Origin of the sequence: Acidithiobacillus sp. YTS05 (genome assembly GCF_024396695.1) — a bacterium.
Classification (GTDB): domain Bacteria; phylum Pseudomonadota; class Gammaproteobacteria; order Acidithiobacillales; family Acidithiobacillaceae; genus Igneacidithiobacillus; species Igneacidithiobacillus copahuensis.
In genome coordinates this window covers 2146721-2162700 of sequence record NZ_CP094359.1, presented here as the reverse complement: position 1 = coordinate 2162700, position 15980 = coordinate 2146721, and the positions used below count along the sequence as shown (strand labels likewise).

The window sequence follows — 15980 nt, the reverse complement described above, 5'->3', positions numbered from 1 at the left end:
GCGCAAGAGATGACGAGATGAAAAAAGCCCAGCTTCCCCAGAAGCTATGCCCAGTGTGTAATCGGCCTTTTTCCTGGAGGAAGCGCTGGCGCAAGGACTGGGAGCAGGTCAAATACTGTTCTCAGGCATGCCGTAGTCAGAAACACAAGGAAGACAAAACATGAACGTGGATCGCCTGATTCTGATCCTGGGTGACCATCTCGACCCTCGCCATCCCGCATTGATGGACATGGATCCGGCTCGAGATCTCTGTGTCATGATCGAGGCGCACAGCGAGGCGGAGATTGTCTGGTCACACAAGCAGCGTATCGCACTGTTTCTGAGCGCCATGCGGCATTTCGCCGCCGAGTTGCAGGAGCGCGGACTGCCCCTGCTCTATCGCAGGCTTGAGCCTGGTCGGAGGATGTCGCTGACGCAGCAGCTCGATGAGATCCTGACAGAGCAGTGTCCCCGCGAGCTGGTCTGTGCTCGCCCCGGTACCTGGGCATTGCGCGAGGAAATCCGCAGTCTCTGCAGCAAATACGACGTGCAATTTCGCGAAATCGAAGATCACCGTTTTCTCTTCCCGCAGGAGGTCTTCGACAACTGGGCGGGCGGACGCAAACAGTACCGTATGGAGCTTTGGTACCGCCACGTACGCAGTCGCAGCGGCATCCTCATGGACGGTGACCAACCCCGCGGCGGGCGCTGGAATTACGACTCCGAAAATCGCAAGAGCTTCTCGCGTGCCGGGCCCGGATGGTTGCCGGAGCCCGTCCTCTTTCCCCCGGATACGATCACCGAGGAAATCTTCGCACTCGTAGAGCGGGAATTTCCGCAGCATCCCGGCGCTCTGCAGCATTTTTCCTGGCCGGTGACTGCGGCGCAGGCAGAGGAGGCGCTACAGGATTTTCTCCGCCATCGTCTACCCAGCTTTGGTGCGTTTCAGGACGCCACCTGGCCGGGTGAGGTCTGGCTCTATCATTCCCGTCTGTCGGCAGCGATGAATCTGGGATTGCTGGATCCACGCCGGGTGATCGCTGCGGCGATAGCCGAGCTGGATGCCGGAAAGGCGCCATTGGCGGCGGTAGAGGGCTTCGTGCGGCAGATCCTGGGTTGGCGCGAGTATGTGCGCGGGATCTACTGGCGCGAGATGCCTGGCTATCTGGAGAGCAATGCCCTGCGAGCCGCACAGCCGTTGCCGTCTTTCTACTGGACCGGTGACACGGAAATGGCGTGTCTGCGCGATGTGTTGCGCCGTACCCTGGACTTTGCTTACGCCCATCATATCGAGCGCCTGATGGTTACCGGCCTGTTCGCCTTGCTGCTTGGCGTGCGGCCCGTTGCGCTACACGAGTGGTATTTGGCCATTTATGTGGATGCCGTGGAGTGGGTGGAGTTGCCCAATGTTTTGGGCATGTCGCAGTACGCCGATGGCGGCATGCTGGCGTCCAAGCCGTATGTGGCCAGCGGCCAATATCTGCAGCGCATGGGTGGGCATTGCCAACGCTGCCCCTATCAGCCACAGCAGGCCGCCGGTGCGCAAGCCTGCCCCTTCTCCACGCTCTACTGGGATTTTTTGCAGCGCCACGCAACAAAGTTTGCGCAGCATCCTCGCACCGCCCTGCAATGGCGAAATCTGCAGCGAAAATCTGCGGCGGAGCTGGCCGAGATTCGCGTCCGGGCGGCGGAGCTGCGGGAGCGCTACACCCACGCTTGAGCGCCGGCGCTTTCCCCGGCTTCCACTGTCGCCGGCGCCTGTGCTATAAACCTGCCGAATCCGCAGGGGCAATGGCGTATGGCGAGTGGCATCCTGAGAGACGCTGGGAGTGGCGTGGAACAACTCTGGTTTCATCACCATGCGCCATCCGCGTCGGTGCTGGAAGCCTTGTTGCAGCAACTCGATCTGCCCGATGATCTTTTTGAAGAACTCCTGATCAGCGATCAGAGTCCGCGTTTGGAGCGGATTGGTTCGTTTCTCTTATTGGTGCTGCAATTTCCCTGGCGGGGCGACGACGATCCCGAGTCGCCCTGTGTGCTGCGCCCTTTTGCCCTGCTCTGGGGCGAGGACCGCCTGTGGACTTTTGCCGAGGTGGAATGGCCGTTTCTCGAGCAATGGAACGCGCGCAAGTTTGAAAACCCGCGGCAGACCCTGATCTGGATTCTGCAGATTCTGTCCTCCAGCTACCAGCACACGGTGGAGCGATTGCGGCAAGGGATCCTCGAGGTGGAAGTACGTCTCGACGAGACGCAGCGCACCGAGGACTTTTATGCCCTGCTGGCCCTGAGCAAGGCGCTGACCCAATTCTACGTGACCCTGGCGAGCAACATTGTTGCGATATTCAAGGTCTCGCGCAGTGCCGCCCTTGCCTGGCAAGACGAGGATCGCTCGGCCCTGAATCGTGCCATTGCTGATCTGCAGCATGCCCGGGATCGTGCCGAGATCAGTGCCAGCACTGCCAGTGACATGATGGATGCCTACGCCGGCATGGTGCAGATCAATATCAACCACGGGCTGAAGATCCTCACGGTGATGGCGCTGATCCTCTACGTACCGAGTCTGGTGGCCACGCTGTTTGGCGTGAACGTGCCACTTCTCGAGCAAAAGAGCCATTGGACTGCCTGGGTTGCAATTGGTACGGCCCTTCTCATTTCTACGCTGATGACCCTGCATTTCAAGCGACGAGGGTGGTTATGAAGACTTTGCGTGCAGCTCGTGTCATCGCCATTCGCGGCGAGGGACGCCGCACCTATCACTGGACCAGCGTGGTGGCGCCGGACAGCCAGCAGATAGCGCAATTGACCCAGCGCTTTCAGATTTATGAGGAATATTTTCAGGATGTTCAGGATCTTGACGAGCGCCCGCGTCTGGAAAAAGAGGCCAATAACACCCTGGTGATTCTGAAGGTTCCGGTGGCGCGAAGCGATCCCGATTCGGGCCGTCCCAGTTTTGCCGTGATTCCTTTGGGTATCGTGTTTGGCCGCGAAGAGATTCTTACCGTCAGTTCTGAGGAATTGCCGCTGCTGCGCGCCATCGAGCTACAGTTGCCGCAGGAAACCGACGAGCTCGATCCACGCTGGCTGACGGTAGAAGTGATTCAGCGCATGGCCCGGGCCTTTCTCGATGCCCTGCAGGTCATCAATGGCGAGATCGTGCACACGGAAGCGCGTTTGCATCACTCGCAGAGTAACGACGAATTCTTCAGCATGCTGAGCCTGAGCAAGATTCTGATCCGCTTCACCTCAGCCCTGCGCGGTAATATCTCCGTCTTGCAACAACTGCTGCGTCTACCCATCATTGCGCAGGACGAAGAAGACGCCGAAGATCTGGCCGACGCCCTCATCGATCTGCAACAAGCGCGGGACATGACGGAGGTCTATACCTCTACCATCACCAACATGATGGATGCCTACGGCGGCGTATTGCAGACCAACATCAGTAATACCCTCAAAGTCATTACCGGCTGGACGGTGATCATTGCCATCCCCGCCACCGTCGCCACGATTTACGGTATGAATGTACCACTACCCATACAGAACTGGCCCTACGCCTGGCCGGTCCTGATGGGCGGCGGGTTTCTTGTTTCCCTGTTCGCAGTGCTCTGGTTCCGGAGACGCCATTGGATCTGAACCCCTGGCTCTGGACCCGATGGCGCAGCCCTGCCGCCATGCCGGCGACAGCCCCCGCAACGGGTGCTTTCGTCATTGGTGTAGACCAGCGGGAGGGATGGCGTGGTTATGCAGCAGCCCTGGGTTTGCCAGCAGCCTGGTTTGCCTCATCGGACGCAGTCGTGACGCCTGGGAGTCTGGGGGGGCTACGTCTGGAACAGGCGGGCACCGGCGTCTGGCATCTCCATCTGCCTTATGTCTACGATTTCCAGGACACCGAGCGCGGGGAAGAGCGTTTGATGGAGTCTGTGCTGGGCGTGATCATCGGTCCCAGCGGCTTGTGGGTCGTGTCGCCCAGCGAAGGGCTGGACAACCTTTACCGGGAGCTGATCGAGATGAGCGACCCGGATAACCGCGAGCAGGCATTGCTGCGCCTGCTGCTGGTCGTGATCCATAGCCATGATCTCGGCGCGCAACGCATCGTCGCGCGCCTGAAGGAGCTGCGTGCCGACCTGCGCAAGTCGATGACCAACCGCGAGTTGCGCGAAATCGTCAAACTCAATCGCAGCATGGGTGATCTCGTGGTGTCATTGCGCGATGTTGGACATACCTTGCGTACCTGGTTGTGGGAACTGGAGGAAACGGATCCCCTGTTGCCCATCGTCGAAGAGCTGCAGGCAGAATTGCGGCGGGTGGAGGATGGCGTTACCCTGATCTGGGAGCGCTATACCTCGGTCACCAATTGCTACACCGGTATCGTGCAGAACAACTCGCACTCGGTCATGAAGGTCATGACCCTGTGGCTGGCGCTGCTGATGATCCCGATCGCCCTGATCATGCCCTTTCACATGGAAACCTATCTGCCCCTGGGACACTGGCATTTCACCTGGTATTTTCTGATCGCCTATGGTTTTGGGGCCTCGCTGCTTATGGCGTGGTGGGGACGCCGTCATGGTTTTTTCGATATCTAGGCGCCGCAGAGCATGCTGAAACGGGTAGAAGGCGCTTTTCTTACCGGCAATGGTCGCGCCCGCGACTGGCTGCAGTTGCTTGCCCCGAGCAAGGACGAGCTGGAACAGGCCGCCAATGGTCTTGGCGTGCCGGAGCCGTTTCTGCTCCGGCGCCTGGAGGACAAGCCTGCGCGCCCTTTTGTGCGGGAGAAGGGCTTCCTCGCGCTCCAGTTGACCGTCCCGCACCATCACGCCCCGCATTCCAGTACCTTCGACCTGTTGCCGCTGACGATTCTGCTGGTGCCAGGGTATCTGGTGACCTTGAGTCAGGAGCCCGTACGCTTTCTCGAAGATGTGCTCAACCCCGCCGCGCCGCGCAAGCGCTGGGAGTTAGTGCTTCAGATCATCCATGAAATCGCCCGCCGCTACGTGCGCATGTCTCGCGATGTTGGGCAGGAGTTGGGGCAGATCGAGAAGGAGCTGCGCCGCGCCCAGCGCGTCAATGTCATTTACAGTGCTTTGGAAGTGAACGACCGTTTGCTGGACCTCGATTTGGGTCTCTTGCAGCTGGAGCACCTTCTGGAGGAACTGCGTCCCTGGCTGCCCAAGGACTCTGCAGAGTTTCTGGAGTATTACGAAGACAGTCGCATCGAACTGCGCCAGGCGCGGGAGCAGGTCGATACCGAGCAGGAGACCATCAATAGTTTGCTCAACGCCTATACCTATGTGGTAAACAACAACGTCAACAACATCTTCAAATTCATGGCCGCCCTGATCATCCTCGCCACCATCCCGCTCTTCATCCCCGGTGCCGCCGCCATGAACGTGGACCTCGGTCCGCTCCCCGATTCCCATTCTGCCTTTTACCTCATCACCGGCGGCCTGATTCTGGTAGAGGTCACTACTGGCCTCATCTTCTATCGGATTGGCTGGCTGCGGTTGCGCTAATAGCTCAAGCCACAGTCTATTTTGTCTCCATCCCACTTTGGTTGCGGCACATACCGGTCTGCGTGATTCTGGTTGCATCACTTATTCCCTATGAGTTCTGATCTCTCAGCGGGCGCCCTGACTTTCAAGCTGGACATCACCCGCCCGCGCAAAGCCTAGCCTGTTTACGAGTCATCAGGCGAAGGGTGATGACGCCTGCCTCTTCCAGACCGCTAGCGACTGCTCCCCGACAGTGCGATGCCGCATTCTCAGCGTTGCGTAAAATGCAAATGAGGTGGACAAAAATTGCGCTTTTCTTGCAACGCTAATTTCGTATCATGGGCATGAGAGCAAGATTTGAATGAGATCTATTTTTTGGTGCAACGATGCACCATGTTAGTGCGCTCAGGAGACGAATTTCCTCCATCTTGCAGATAAATTTCTGGCACGCTGATTGCGTGTCGGTAACTCTAGGCACTGAGGCCTGCTGATACTAGGGAAGGGCAACATTATGACATTTGCATATATCGTCCATTTAGCAAACTACTCTGACGGGGTTCTGTACCTGTTGATGATTCTGCTTGCTATCGAACTGGCAGTGATTATTGATCGTTTCTGGTTTTTGCGAAACGCGATGGCCAAGGGTAGGAAAATTCTGTGGCTGGTGTCCAATCGCGGTAAACTCCGGCGTCCGGATCTTGAAGAACTCTCCGCGATGGCCAAGGGGTTGCCTGAGGAGTCGCTGATTGGCGTGGCTCTGCGCCACTTCAATCTGGTCCACCATTATGGCAGTGCTCGTGGCGAGGCCTTCGCCAACCGACTGGATGAAGCCATCTTCCTAACTACGCCAAGCCTGGACAAGCGGTTATGGGTACTGGACACGATCGTGACCCTCGCACCGTTGTTGGGTCTTTTCGGTACGATTCTGGGAATGTTTCACGCATTCAGTATCCTGGCCGCTCCTGGTCACGACGCGACCTCAGTGACGGGAGGCGTGGCGGATGCCTTGATCGCTACGGCTTCGGGTCTAGCGATTGCCATGATTGGTCTGATCAGCTTCAACGCCTTCAATAACTCCATTGATAAAACCATTTTCCAATTGGAGTCGCTCAAGGTGGTCTTGATGAACCGCCTCGATGGTGCGCCAGTTGTGCTCGAAGAATCAGAGGCGAGCTCTCCAAATGTGAAATCTACCCAGGTTGCGGTAAACGCGTAAGGAGGGTGTCCCATGCTACCTGTTCGTCGTCAACGCAAAAAAGGTCGGGTAGAAATCATCCCGATGATTGATGTGATGCTCTTCTTACTGGTGTTTTTCATCATGATCACCTTGCAGATGATCACCGATAAGGGGCTCAAATTGCAGCTTCCGAGTTCAAGCGAGGCGAAGGTCCTTCCGCATCCCCATTTTGTTCTGAATATTCTCAAGGATGGTGTGGTAGAGGTGAAAGGTAAGAAAATGGACTTGCAGGCCTTGACGGGTTTTCTCGCGACTGACGGCGATGTAACCCATACCCAGGTAACCATCGCTGCTGACAAGCTGGTGCCGTTCAAAGACTTTGTGCATGTGATGGATGCCTGTCAGAAGGCAGGGGTCACAGCGATCGGCATCGCCACCAAGGCGACTTAATCCGATACCACAAACCAATGGCTGGAGAGTTATACAAATGGCTAGCGCAGTCTTAAATACTGTGGTCCTACCACCAGATCCGGAACAGGGCAATCGACGTTTTGCGGCGGCCCTGGTTGCTGGAGTGATATTGGAAGTGGCACTGATCGGTGCGCTCGTCTGGTACGGCGAAACGCATCAGACAAAAGTGGTACCACCGCCCAAGAAGCATGTCATTGCGGTACAGATGGTGACGCTACCTCCGCCTCCGAAGGTTGTCCCGAAGCCGGTAGTGAAACCAACACCGCCCAAGCCCATGCCTCCGAAACCGGTCATTCATCATTCACCGCCACCGCCACCGACACCGCATCCGAAGATGGTCGTGCCACCGAAACCGGTGCCGACGCCACCCGCTCCACCGGTGAAAGTGGCGCCGCCACCTCCCAAGCCGGTTCCGGTACCCAAGCCGGTGACGCCACCACCGCCGCCCGCGCCACCACCAATGTCAGCGGCGGAAAAGGCGGATCTAATGGGACAATACGTCGCGGAGTTGCGTCCAATCATTCAAAACCAGCTGCATGTACCGGCAGAGTTGCGTGCAATGGGACTGTCAGGCACGGCAACGGTAGAATTTGAGGTTTCGCCCAGTGGTCAGGTGCTTTGGGCCAAAGTCATCAAACCGAGCCCGCTGGGGCCTGTGAACCGGGCGGCAGTGGCGGCAGTGAAGAGTGGGAATTTCCCCGCATTTTTGCAGAAGATGCCCAAGCAGAACACGGTGTTCGAGATCCCCATCGAAGTGGGGGCAGGCTCAAGCTCGTAAGGAATTTGGAGGTTACCCATGGCAGACGTTCACTCTCTCTCGCCCACGCTGGATACAGAAAGAACAGCTTCGCCACGCGGGGTGGGCTTGATTTGGTTGGCCGCCACGATGACGGCATCCACGCTGCCATTGGGTGCGCTCATCGTTGCGCTTTTCCCACGCGCCAATTTTTTGTGGGTGCTTTTCCTTGCTTCCTTATTCTTTGTCACGGTCGGAATCATCAGTTTGCCGGGGTTTCGCTGGGGAATTCCGACCATGGCGATATCTTCCAAACTATTCGGAGAAAGGTTCAATCGACTGATTTCTGTCAGCAACTGGTGTTCGCAGGTAGGCTGGCAGGCAGTCGTATTGGTGTTGGTGATATTTGTTTTGCGCAGTGTTCTCGAATATTTGCGAATTGCCCACGGCCCAATGGCATTGGGGTTGGCAATCTTGTTTGCTGTACTCGCTAATTTTGCGGTGCCGGTGATCGGCTACGCGGCTATTGTTCGCGTGCAGAGTCTCGCGTCGCTGGTGATGGGTGTATTTGCGTTTTATATCTTGTGGCGCTTACATGGCTTCGACTTGCTATGGTCCCGCTCCTTTGCAAGCCCTGAAACCTCCTGGCTGCAAACCTTCGCTGCACTGTCGTTAGCGCTGATGGGTGGGGCACTATCCTGGACAATGTTTGCCTCCGATTATTCGCGCTATCTAGGACGGAATAGTGCCCGTACGGCAGTCTTTTTCTGGCCCGCGCTGGGAGGTGCCGTGGGTGGGGCATTGATCTTGTCTCTAGCGATTGTGTTGTCGTTTTCCGGAGGGGTGAATCTCAGCTCTGGTGGCCTGACCCTGGCCGCCAAGGGGATGGACTCACCGGTCCTCTATTTGGCGTTCTGCGGCTTTGCAATCCTCGGATTATTGGCATCCAACTTCCTCAACTCCTACAGTTCAGCATTCAGTCTGGCGGTTACGCTGGGCCGTGATCTCAACCGCAAGATGGTGACAGTACTTGATGCCGGTTTGGCAACCCTGCTGGCATTCTATGTGCTATTTGTTTCCCCTTCCTTCTTCGACGCATTTCAGACATTTCTTGATCTTTTGATCATCGTCGCCGCCCCTTGGACGGGAATTGTGTGCATCGTTGTGTTGTTCCGGCAGAACGCTGCCGTACCGCAAAATCCGGCTGCGTCGACGCGCTGGCGGGTGATGATCCTGTTGCTGGGGATACTCTTGACGATTGTGTTTTCGAACAATCCTTTGTGGGAAGGATGGGGCGCATATCTTTTTGCAAACAACGATCTTTCTCCTCTTGTGGGTTTCGGTTTGGGGGCCACTTTGGAACTGGTGCACCAACTGCTATGCAAGTACGGTGAGATGGAGCGCCTTGGAAAAGTGGCAGCTACCGTTGCCGAGCATCAATGATGATGGCAGTCTCCGTGAAGTTGCACCGTGCGGCAATCCTTAACCCGCGGGGTCCCTCTTCTTGGGACTACTGGATGGATGGAGTCTGTGCTGTGCGCGATGGATTGGTGGTGGCTTGTGGCAGCGCCGCCACGGTTCTGGCCGAATTCCCGGGCGCCGATCTTGTCGAGCACGAAGGTGTTCTGATGCCTGGTTTCACCGATCTGCACTGCCACTGGGTGCAGCATGCCGTACGCGGGGCCTATAGCGGCGAGCTTTTACAGTGGCTGCAAGAATACATCTGGCCAGAGGAAGGTCGGTTTGCCGATGAAGAGCTGGCGCGGAAGCGGGCACGAACGTTCTATTCTGACATGCTTTCTGCTGGCACGGTCATGGGCCTGAGCTTTTCCAGCGTGCATCGCGCCGCGACGGAAATCGCCTTGCAAGAAATGCGTGGTGACTGGGTGATCGGTAATGCGTTGATGGCGGTAAATGCCCCAGCGTACCTGACGAGCCATAGTCAACACGCGCCAGAGGAAATGTCTGCATTGCTGGCGAGCGTCGTGACTGAGCACTATGCCGTTACGCCACGTTTTGCCCCCAACATGCGCATGCAAGATCTACAGGTGGCTGGCAAAATCGCACGTGCACAGAATCTTCTGGTGCAAACGCACCTTGCCGAGAGCCGAGCAGAAGTGCGGTGGGTTAGGGAGTTATTCCCAGCGGCGGAGAGTTACACCGATGTGTATGACCAGGCGGGATTGCTCGGAGAGAGGAGTGTCCTTGCGCATTGTATCGAGATGACCGACGCCGAATGGGCCTGTCTTGCCGATCGCGGTGCGTGGGTTGCACATTGTCCGAGCAGTAACGAGGCCTTAGGAAACGCTAGGATGCCGCTGGAAACACTGCGTAGGTACAACATCCCCTGGGCTCTTGGGTCAGACATTGGTGCCGGTCCCAGTCATAGTATGCTGCATGTGTTGCAGCGGTTTTTCTCCATTCACGGCAGTGCCGGTGTCGAAGTATCCGCCGCCGAGGGCTTGTATCGCGCGACCTTCGCAGGAGCCATGGCGATGGGTAGAGCCGCGCGGGCGGGTAATTTACTGCCTGGGAAACGTGCGGATTTTGTTCTGATGCCGGGGAAGCCAAAACCCACCGATCTTGACGGATGGTTTCGTGATCTTTGCCAGGGTGAGGCCGAAGAACTGGAAACGCGGCCCCAGGAAACATGGTTGGCAGGAATGAGAGTAAATTGATTGGGAGCTTCATGAATACGCAAGAAAAGAAGAAATTGGCGGGAATGCCCAAAGTGGAATTGCATCTTCATCTGGAAGGCACGCTTGAGCCAGAGATGTTGCTCAATTTGGCGGAGAACAACAGTGTCTCTCTACCATACAGGAATGTGGACGCTATTCGCGCGGCATATCGCTTTGCGGATCTGCAAAGTTTTCTCAACCTGTATTATCTTGCTACCCAATGCTTGCGAAAAGAGCAGGACTTTTATTCGTTGACGCTTGCCTACCTACGTCATTGTCGTGATGAAAACATTGCGTACACGGAAATGTTTTTTGATCCACAGACACATCTCGAGCATGGCGTACCACTGACAGTCGTTATGGCAGGAATCTCTGCTGCACAGAAAGAAGCAGAGCGAGAGTGGGGAGTGCTATCGGGTCTGATTCTCTGTTTTGAGCGTGATCGTCCGGCAGAGGGCACAATTGCTCTACTGGAGGAAGCGGAAAGAATCGGGGGGATCATCGGTGTAGGACTGGATTCTGCCGAACGAGATCATCCGCCGGGAAAATTTCAGGAAACATTTGCAGTTGCCCGTGCACTGGGTTTGCATCGGGTGGCGCATGCGGGTGAGGAGGGGCCCCCAGAATATATTACGGACGCATTGGATACGCTCTTTGTAGAACGCATCGACCATGGAGTGCGCGCTATCGAATCGCCGGAGTTGTTACGGCGTCTGCGCGAGGAGCAAATTCCACTGACCGTGTGTCCATTTTCCAATGTTTCATTGGGAGGTTTCGGTAGTCTGCAACAACACAATGTCGGTCGGCTGTTGGATGCCGGCCTGAAAGTGACCATAAACTCTGATGACCCGGCGTATTTTGGAGGGTATCTCACCGAAAATATTATCGCCACCTGGGAGGCTTTGGGGCTGTCCTTTGAGCAAGCTGTCCAGGTTCAGGTAAATGCGATTGAGGGTTCTTTTGCAGAGGAACAGAAAAAACGGGATATGCTCCAGAATCTCATGTCCTATTTGGATCAGCATTGATGAGAAAGGATAAATAAATGCAAATCAAAGGAGTTGTTGTTGGGTTTTGTGCGCTCGCTAGCGTGATGCTCTCGGCGCCGGTATCCGCAAGTGTGGATAGTCGGTACACGCCGAAAGTTATCGTATTGACTGCCTTTCCCCCGGAGTGGCACGCCTGGAGCACGGAAAAGTCTTATCAGGTCAAGAAGATGATGATTACCGGTTTGATCCGGCCGCTGATTTGCGATACCCATAGGGTATGTGTTACGGAAACTGGCGAAGGAGAGATCAACGCTGCGGTATCTGTGGCCAGCATAATCAAGGACACTCAGCTGGATTTGCGCAAGACCATATTTGTTCGCAGTGGTATCGCTGGAGGCGTCGATCAGGCAGATTCTCCTCTTGGCAGTGTTTATATCAATGATTGGGTGATTTCCTGGGCTTTCGGGCATCACTATCTCTCCGACAAGAAAGCCCTGGCGTGGGCACCGCCAGGCTGCAACGATTATGCCAAAGATTTCGAGCATCCAACAGACTGCGCGAATTACGCGCAAAATGGCATGGAGAACTTGGCATACCGGATCAATCCACGGCTTCTCTCCCTCGCCGAAAAGGCAGCACAAACAGTGAAACTTGAGAATGATTCTGCGGCGATTTCATTGGATGATAAATTTCACTTGCAAAAACAACCACGGGTCTTGGTCGGCGCGACGATTACCGGCGATGATTTCTGGATTGGTAAGCAAGATCAGGAAATAGCGCAGAAAATTGTTAAGCTATACACCCAGGGCACAGGACATTATACGAATACTGCGATGGAGGATTTGGGCGACATTGCGGCATTGTCTCGGTTTGGGTTAGCGAATCACTATTTGTCCATTCGTGGCATTTCTGATATTGATGTTCCGCCACCGGGTGAAACCGAGGAAAGCATTTGGGCAAAAGGCGATCTCTACGCCGGAGAGCTGGCCGAGAAGAACGCAGTTCTCGTCACAAAAGCGGTCATCCAGGAAATTCTGGCAACGAAAGATTGAGTTATGTCCTCGTTTTTGCGCCTTGCAAGGGATCTTGGGCGGGGTATTGCGAACAGGAAAGATGCGCTTTATGCGGGAGGTATCATGGGAAGTATGGAACAGAATATCGTGAATGTCCCTCTGATAGATGCCGATCAAGAATCCTTGCGGGATTATGGCGTCATGATCTCAGAAGAAGTCTACTCTCCAGGCTTGGCCATTCCGTTTTACCGGGGGAGTGTAGAAGAGGGGCAAAACCTTGACTTTGTCTACACCGGGAAGGCGGTGGTACGAACTGCTCGGATTTCTCATCGCAGTCCGGTTGTTACGTGGCTGGAGCGCCACCTACATATGAGCCAGATTTTCGTCGGCTTGGGCAGTTCACCGTTTGTCATGGTGCTGGCTAAACCAAACCATCTTGCTGGGGGATATGTCCCAGATTTGGCAGATGTGATGGCATTTCGCATTCCTGCAGGTCATGGGGTCATGATTCACCCGGGTACTTGGCATGATTTCCCCATGGCTTTTGACGGTAAACCGGTGACCGTGCTCACCATGAATTCCGACGAGGTGGTCACAGCCCTCGCATCAGCCAAGGCGGCCGATGAGATGGACGCTGGGGACGTCTACAAGATCGATATTGAGCGACGCACCGGAAAGGTGCTGCGGGTACCTTTCTGAGGGGCAACGATGCGTACTCGGGTTTTTCGTTTTTTTCCTGCAAACCCAGGCGACGTGAGCGGTCTCGCTGAGGCAATCGCTACCGGGGTGGTGCAGGCCGAACAGATCGTTGCAATCCTCGGTAAGACCGAAGGCAACGGTGCGATCAACGATTTTAGTCGTGGACTGGCCATCATGTCCTTCGGTCGCTTGCTGGGCCCCTTGTTGGGCTGTGCTCCAGAGCAGGTCGAGGATCGCATCGTTCTCTCCTTCTCGGGCGGTACGGAGGGGGTAACCTGTCCGCATTATCTGGTCTTTGCGATCGATGATGCAGATGGCCATACGGAGGATCGCGGCCTTGCCCTGGCGGTGGGATACACCCGTTCTTTTGCGCCAGAGGAGAGCGGGCGTCTGCCGATGATTCTGGAAACCGCGCGGGTTGTTGGAACGTTACAAAGACATCTTGCGGTCGACAGTGGCGATGTACATCTAGTGCAGGTCAAGGCCGCCATCCCCCCAGTACCTGCCGACCCAGGGCGGGCACATGCGCGTGAGTGGCGTTGCGACATGGCCTGGTCTCGGGGTGCTTCGGCGCTTGGTGTGGCATTGGCCTTGGGAGAAGTTTCCGCTGCCAGATTGCACGACGATATGATCAATCGCGATTGGAGTCTATATTCCACCCGTGCCAGCGTCTCGGCCAAGCCAGGACTTCTGCGCTCAGAGATTTGTGTCTTTGCGAATGCCCGAGGATGGGCTGGCGAATTCCAGATCGTGCACGACGTAATGCAGGATATTCTGGATGTCGCTGCGATCCACCGGGTGCTCCATAAAATGGGACTTCGACCGGTAGATGGCCAGTTGCCCCAAGAGGAGTCGAGGCGTATTTATGGTGCATTTGCGAAGTCCGACGCTGATCCGCGGGGTCATGTGCGTGGGCGCCGGCACACGATGTGGACAGACGGTGACATCTCGGATATGCGTCATTCTCGATCTGTGATTTCCAGTTTGCTTTCGGCGGTGCTTGGGGAATCTGCGGTCTACGTTTCCACCCGTGCCGAGCACCAAGGTCCCCTTGGGGGCGGGCCGGTGGCGATCATCGCAAGAAATGTTTCAGAGGGATCTGCTGCCGCGAATGGAGCTTCTGCAGCGACTGAATATGAAGGAGATATGAAATGCCCTTAACGCAAAACAGCTCAGAGGAACTAGCCCAGTATCTCACTGCCGTAAGTGCCATTGTCGGACTGTCGATTGCTCCAGAGTATGCCTCTGGGGTCAAGAGATATTTGCAGATCTCCCTGCGGATGGCGGCAACATTGGAGGGAGTGCCGTTGCACACAGAGGATGATTTCGCCCCCGTTTTTCATGCTCAGTAGGAGAGTGCGTATGACCTGGATGAGCGCTGTGGAAATCGCCGAAAAAGTTCGTTCCGGTTCCTTGCGGGCAATGGACGTCACTGAGCAGACCATTGCTGAGATCGCCGCACGAAATCCCCTGCTCAATGCCTTTACCCTGGTGACAGCGGAGCGGGCGCGGCGGGAGGCGGCACGCGTTGATCGGCTGCGAGAGGAGGGCGAAGATCCCGGGTGCCTTGCTGGGGTGCCTTTTGCGGTAAAAAACCTATTCGATATCAAAGGGGAAGTGACGCTAGCGGGATCGAAGATCAATCGCGATCTGCCGCCCGCACAGCAGGATGCCATTCTGATACAGCGATTGACTGCTGCTGGAGCGATCCTGGTCGGCGCCCTGAATATGGGAGAGTATGCCTATGATTTTACGGGGGAAAATCTGCATTATGGCGCCTCGCGCAATCCCCATGACCCGCAGCGTATGAGTGGTGGATCCAGCGGCGGTAGCGGTGCCGCTGTTGCTGGCGGTCTGGTGCCAATCGCATTGGGATCCGATACCAATGGCTCAATCCGCGTGCCCGCATCCCTTTGCGGGATCTTTGGTTTCAAGCCCACCTACGGTCGCCTGTCTCGCGCTGGAACCTTTCCGTTTTGCTCCAGTCTTGACCATGTGGGCCCCCTGGCCCGCAGTGCGAAGGATTTGGCGCTGGCCTACGACGTGATGCAGGGCCATGATGATGTCGATCCGGGCCTAAGCCCACGCCCGGTGGAGCCCACTGGTAGCTTGTCTGCGGAGCTGGATCCCAGCCTGCGCATCGCCACACTCGGCGGTTATTTCGCGAAGCAGGGTACTGCAGCGTCGCAGCAGGCCTTGCAGCGGGTGGCTGAGGTCTTGAAAATCACACAGGAACTGGAACTCCCGGAAGTCGCTGAGGCACGTGCCGCGGCCTATGTGATTACCAACGCTGAAAGTAGTGCCTTGCATTTACCCAACTTGCGTCAACGTGCCGCGGATTATGATCCGGATGTGCGTGATCGGATGCTGGCTGGTGCTCTGCTGCCTGCGGTCGCCTATTTGCAGGCACAACGGGTCCGTGCGCGTTTTCAGAGGCAAGTCGCGGAAATATTTCGTCGCTTCGACGTGCTTCTCGCACCGGCTACGCCAATGACTGCGCCAGCCATTGGGCAAAAAACGATGGCGCTCGATGGCGAAGAAATGCTCGTACGACCGCATCTTGGCCTCTACACGCAGCCGTTTTCCTTTATTGGCCTGCCGGTGGTGACCGTACCGGTACAATTGCCAGACTCGTTACCCATTGGTGTGCAGATCATTGCTGCACCATGGCAGGAGGCCAAGGCCCTGCATGTGGCGCGAGTTCTAGAAGCGCGTGGTTTTCGTAATGCAATTCCGCAAAGCTAAGGAGAACAGT

At 56.2% G+C, this 15980-nt stretch carries 17 protein-coding genes; all 17 read left to right on the top strand.

Annotated features, from left to right (window positions below):
- Positions 1-17: 17 nt before the first annotated feature.
- The 17 genes from MQE22_RS10620 to MQE22_RS10540 all read left to right on the top strand — a co-directional run bounded on the left by MQE22_RS10620 (position 18) and on the right by MQE22_RS10540 (position 15970).
- Positions 18-164: a DUF2256 domain-containing protein gene (locus MQE22_RS10620; RefSeq protein ID WP_215870732.1), complete on the top strand. Its 147-nt coding sequence runs from the start codon at positions 18-20 to the stop codon at positions 162-164.
- Entirely contained in the window at positions 161-1699 is a 1539-nt protein-coding gene (locus MQE22_RS10615; protein WP_215870733.1) for a cryptochrome/photolyase family protein, read from the top strand. Before MQE22_RS10620 ends, MQE22_RS10615 begins: the two co-directional genes overlap by 4 nt.
- Before the next feature lie 78 nt (positions 1700-1777).
- Complete coding sequence (locus MQE22_RS10610) at positions 1778-2677, top strand: magnesium transporter CorA family protein (RefSeq protein ID WP_215870734.1); 900 nt, start codon at positions 1778-1780, stop codon at positions 2675-2677.
- Complete coding sequence (locus MQE22_RS10605; protein ID WP_215870735.1) at positions 2674-3609, top strand: magnesium transporter CorA family protein; 936 nt, start codon at positions 2674-2676, stop codon at positions 3607-3609. Before MQE22_RS10610 ends, MQE22_RS10605 begins: the two co-directional genes overlap by 4 nt.
- Positions 3600-4559, top strand: a complete 960-nt coding sequence (locus tag MQE22_RS10600; RefSeq protein WP_215870736.1) for a CorA family divalent cation transporter — start codon at positions 3600-3602, stop codon at positions 4557-4559. The genes MQE22_RS10605 and MQE22_RS10600 overlap by 10 nt, the downstream gene beginning before the upstream one ends.
- 12 nt (positions 4560-4571) lie before the next feature.
- Entirely contained in the window at positions 4572-5486 is a 915-nt protein-coding gene (locus MQE22_RS10595; RefSeq protein ID WP_215870737.1) for a CorA family divalent cation transporter, read from the top strand.
- A gap of 490 nt (positions 5487-5976) precedes the next feature.
- Complete coding sequence (locus tag MQE22_RS10590) at positions 5977-6681, top strand: MotA/TolQ/ExbB proton channel family protein (RefSeq protein ID WP_215870738.1); 705 nt, start codon at positions 5977-5979, stop codon at positions 6679-6681.
- Positions 6682-6693: 12 nt separating this feature from the next.
- Positions 6694-7092 (top strand): ExbD/TolR family protein, encoded by a 399-nt coding sequence (locus MQE22_RS10585; RefSeq protein WP_215870739.1) that lies wholly within the window; start codon positions 6694-6696, stop codon positions 7090-7092.
- 37 nt (positions 7093-7129) lie between these two features.
- Complete coding sequence (locus MQE22_RS10580) at positions 7130-7891, top strand: energy transducer TonB (protein WP_215870740.1); 762 nt, start codon at positions 7130-7132, stop codon at positions 7889-7891.
- An 18-nt stretch (positions 7892-7909) separates the two neighbouring features.
- Positions 7910-9292, top strand: coding sequence for a purine-cytosine permease family protein (locus tag MQE22_RS10575; protein WP_215870741.1), 1383 nt, complete (start codon positions 7910-7912; stop codon positions 9290-9292).
- 74 nt (positions 9293-9366) lie between these two features.
- Positions 9367-10527: an amidohydrolase family protein gene (locus MQE22_RS10570; protein ID WP_226830526.1), complete on the top strand. Its 1161-nt coding sequence runs from the start codon at positions 9367-9369 to the stop codon at positions 10525-10527.
- Between the two features lie 11 nt (positions 10528-10538).
- Positions 10539-11552: an adenosine deaminase gene (locus tag MQE22_RS10565; RefSeq protein WP_215870742.1), complete on the top strand. Its 1014-nt coding sequence runs from the start codon at positions 10539-10541 to the stop codon at positions 11550-11552.
- A 17-nt stretch (positions 11553-11569) separates the two neighbouring features.
- On the top strand, positions 11570-12565 hold the full coding sequence (locus tag MQE22_RS10560) for a phosphorylase family protein (RefSeq protein WP_215870743.1): 996 nt from the start codon (positions 11570-11572) through the stop codon (positions 12563-12565).
- 84 nt (positions 12566-12649) lie between these two features.
- Positions 12650-13225 carry an ureidoglycolate lyase gene (locus MQE22_RS10555; RefSeq protein ID WP_215870744.1) on the top strand — a complete coding sequence of 192 codons (576 nt, stop codon included), beginning with the start codon at positions 12650-12652 and terminating at the stop codon, positions 13223-13225.
- 9 nt (positions 13226-13234) lie between these two features.
- Positions 13235-14386, top strand: coding sequence for a cyanuric acid amidohydrolase (gene atzD, locus MQE22_RS10550; protein WP_215870745.1), 1152 nt, complete (start codon positions 13235-13237; stop codon positions 14384-14386).
- On the top strand, positions 14377-14577 hold the full coding sequence (locus MQE22_RS10545) for a DUF4089 domain-containing protein (protein ID WP_215870746.1): 201 nt from the start codon (positions 14377-14379) through the stop codon (positions 14575-14577). Before atzD ends, MQE22_RS10545 begins: the two co-directional genes overlap by 10 nt.
- 10 nt (positions 14578-14587) lie before the next feature.
- Positions 14588-15970 carry an AtzE family amidohydrolase gene (locus MQE22_RS10540; protein ID WP_215870747.1) on the top strand — a complete coding sequence of 461 codons (1383 nt, stop codon included), beginning with the start codon at positions 14588-14590 and terminating at the stop codon, positions 15968-15970.
- The last annotated feature ends 10 nt before the right edge of the window (positions 15971-15980 follow it).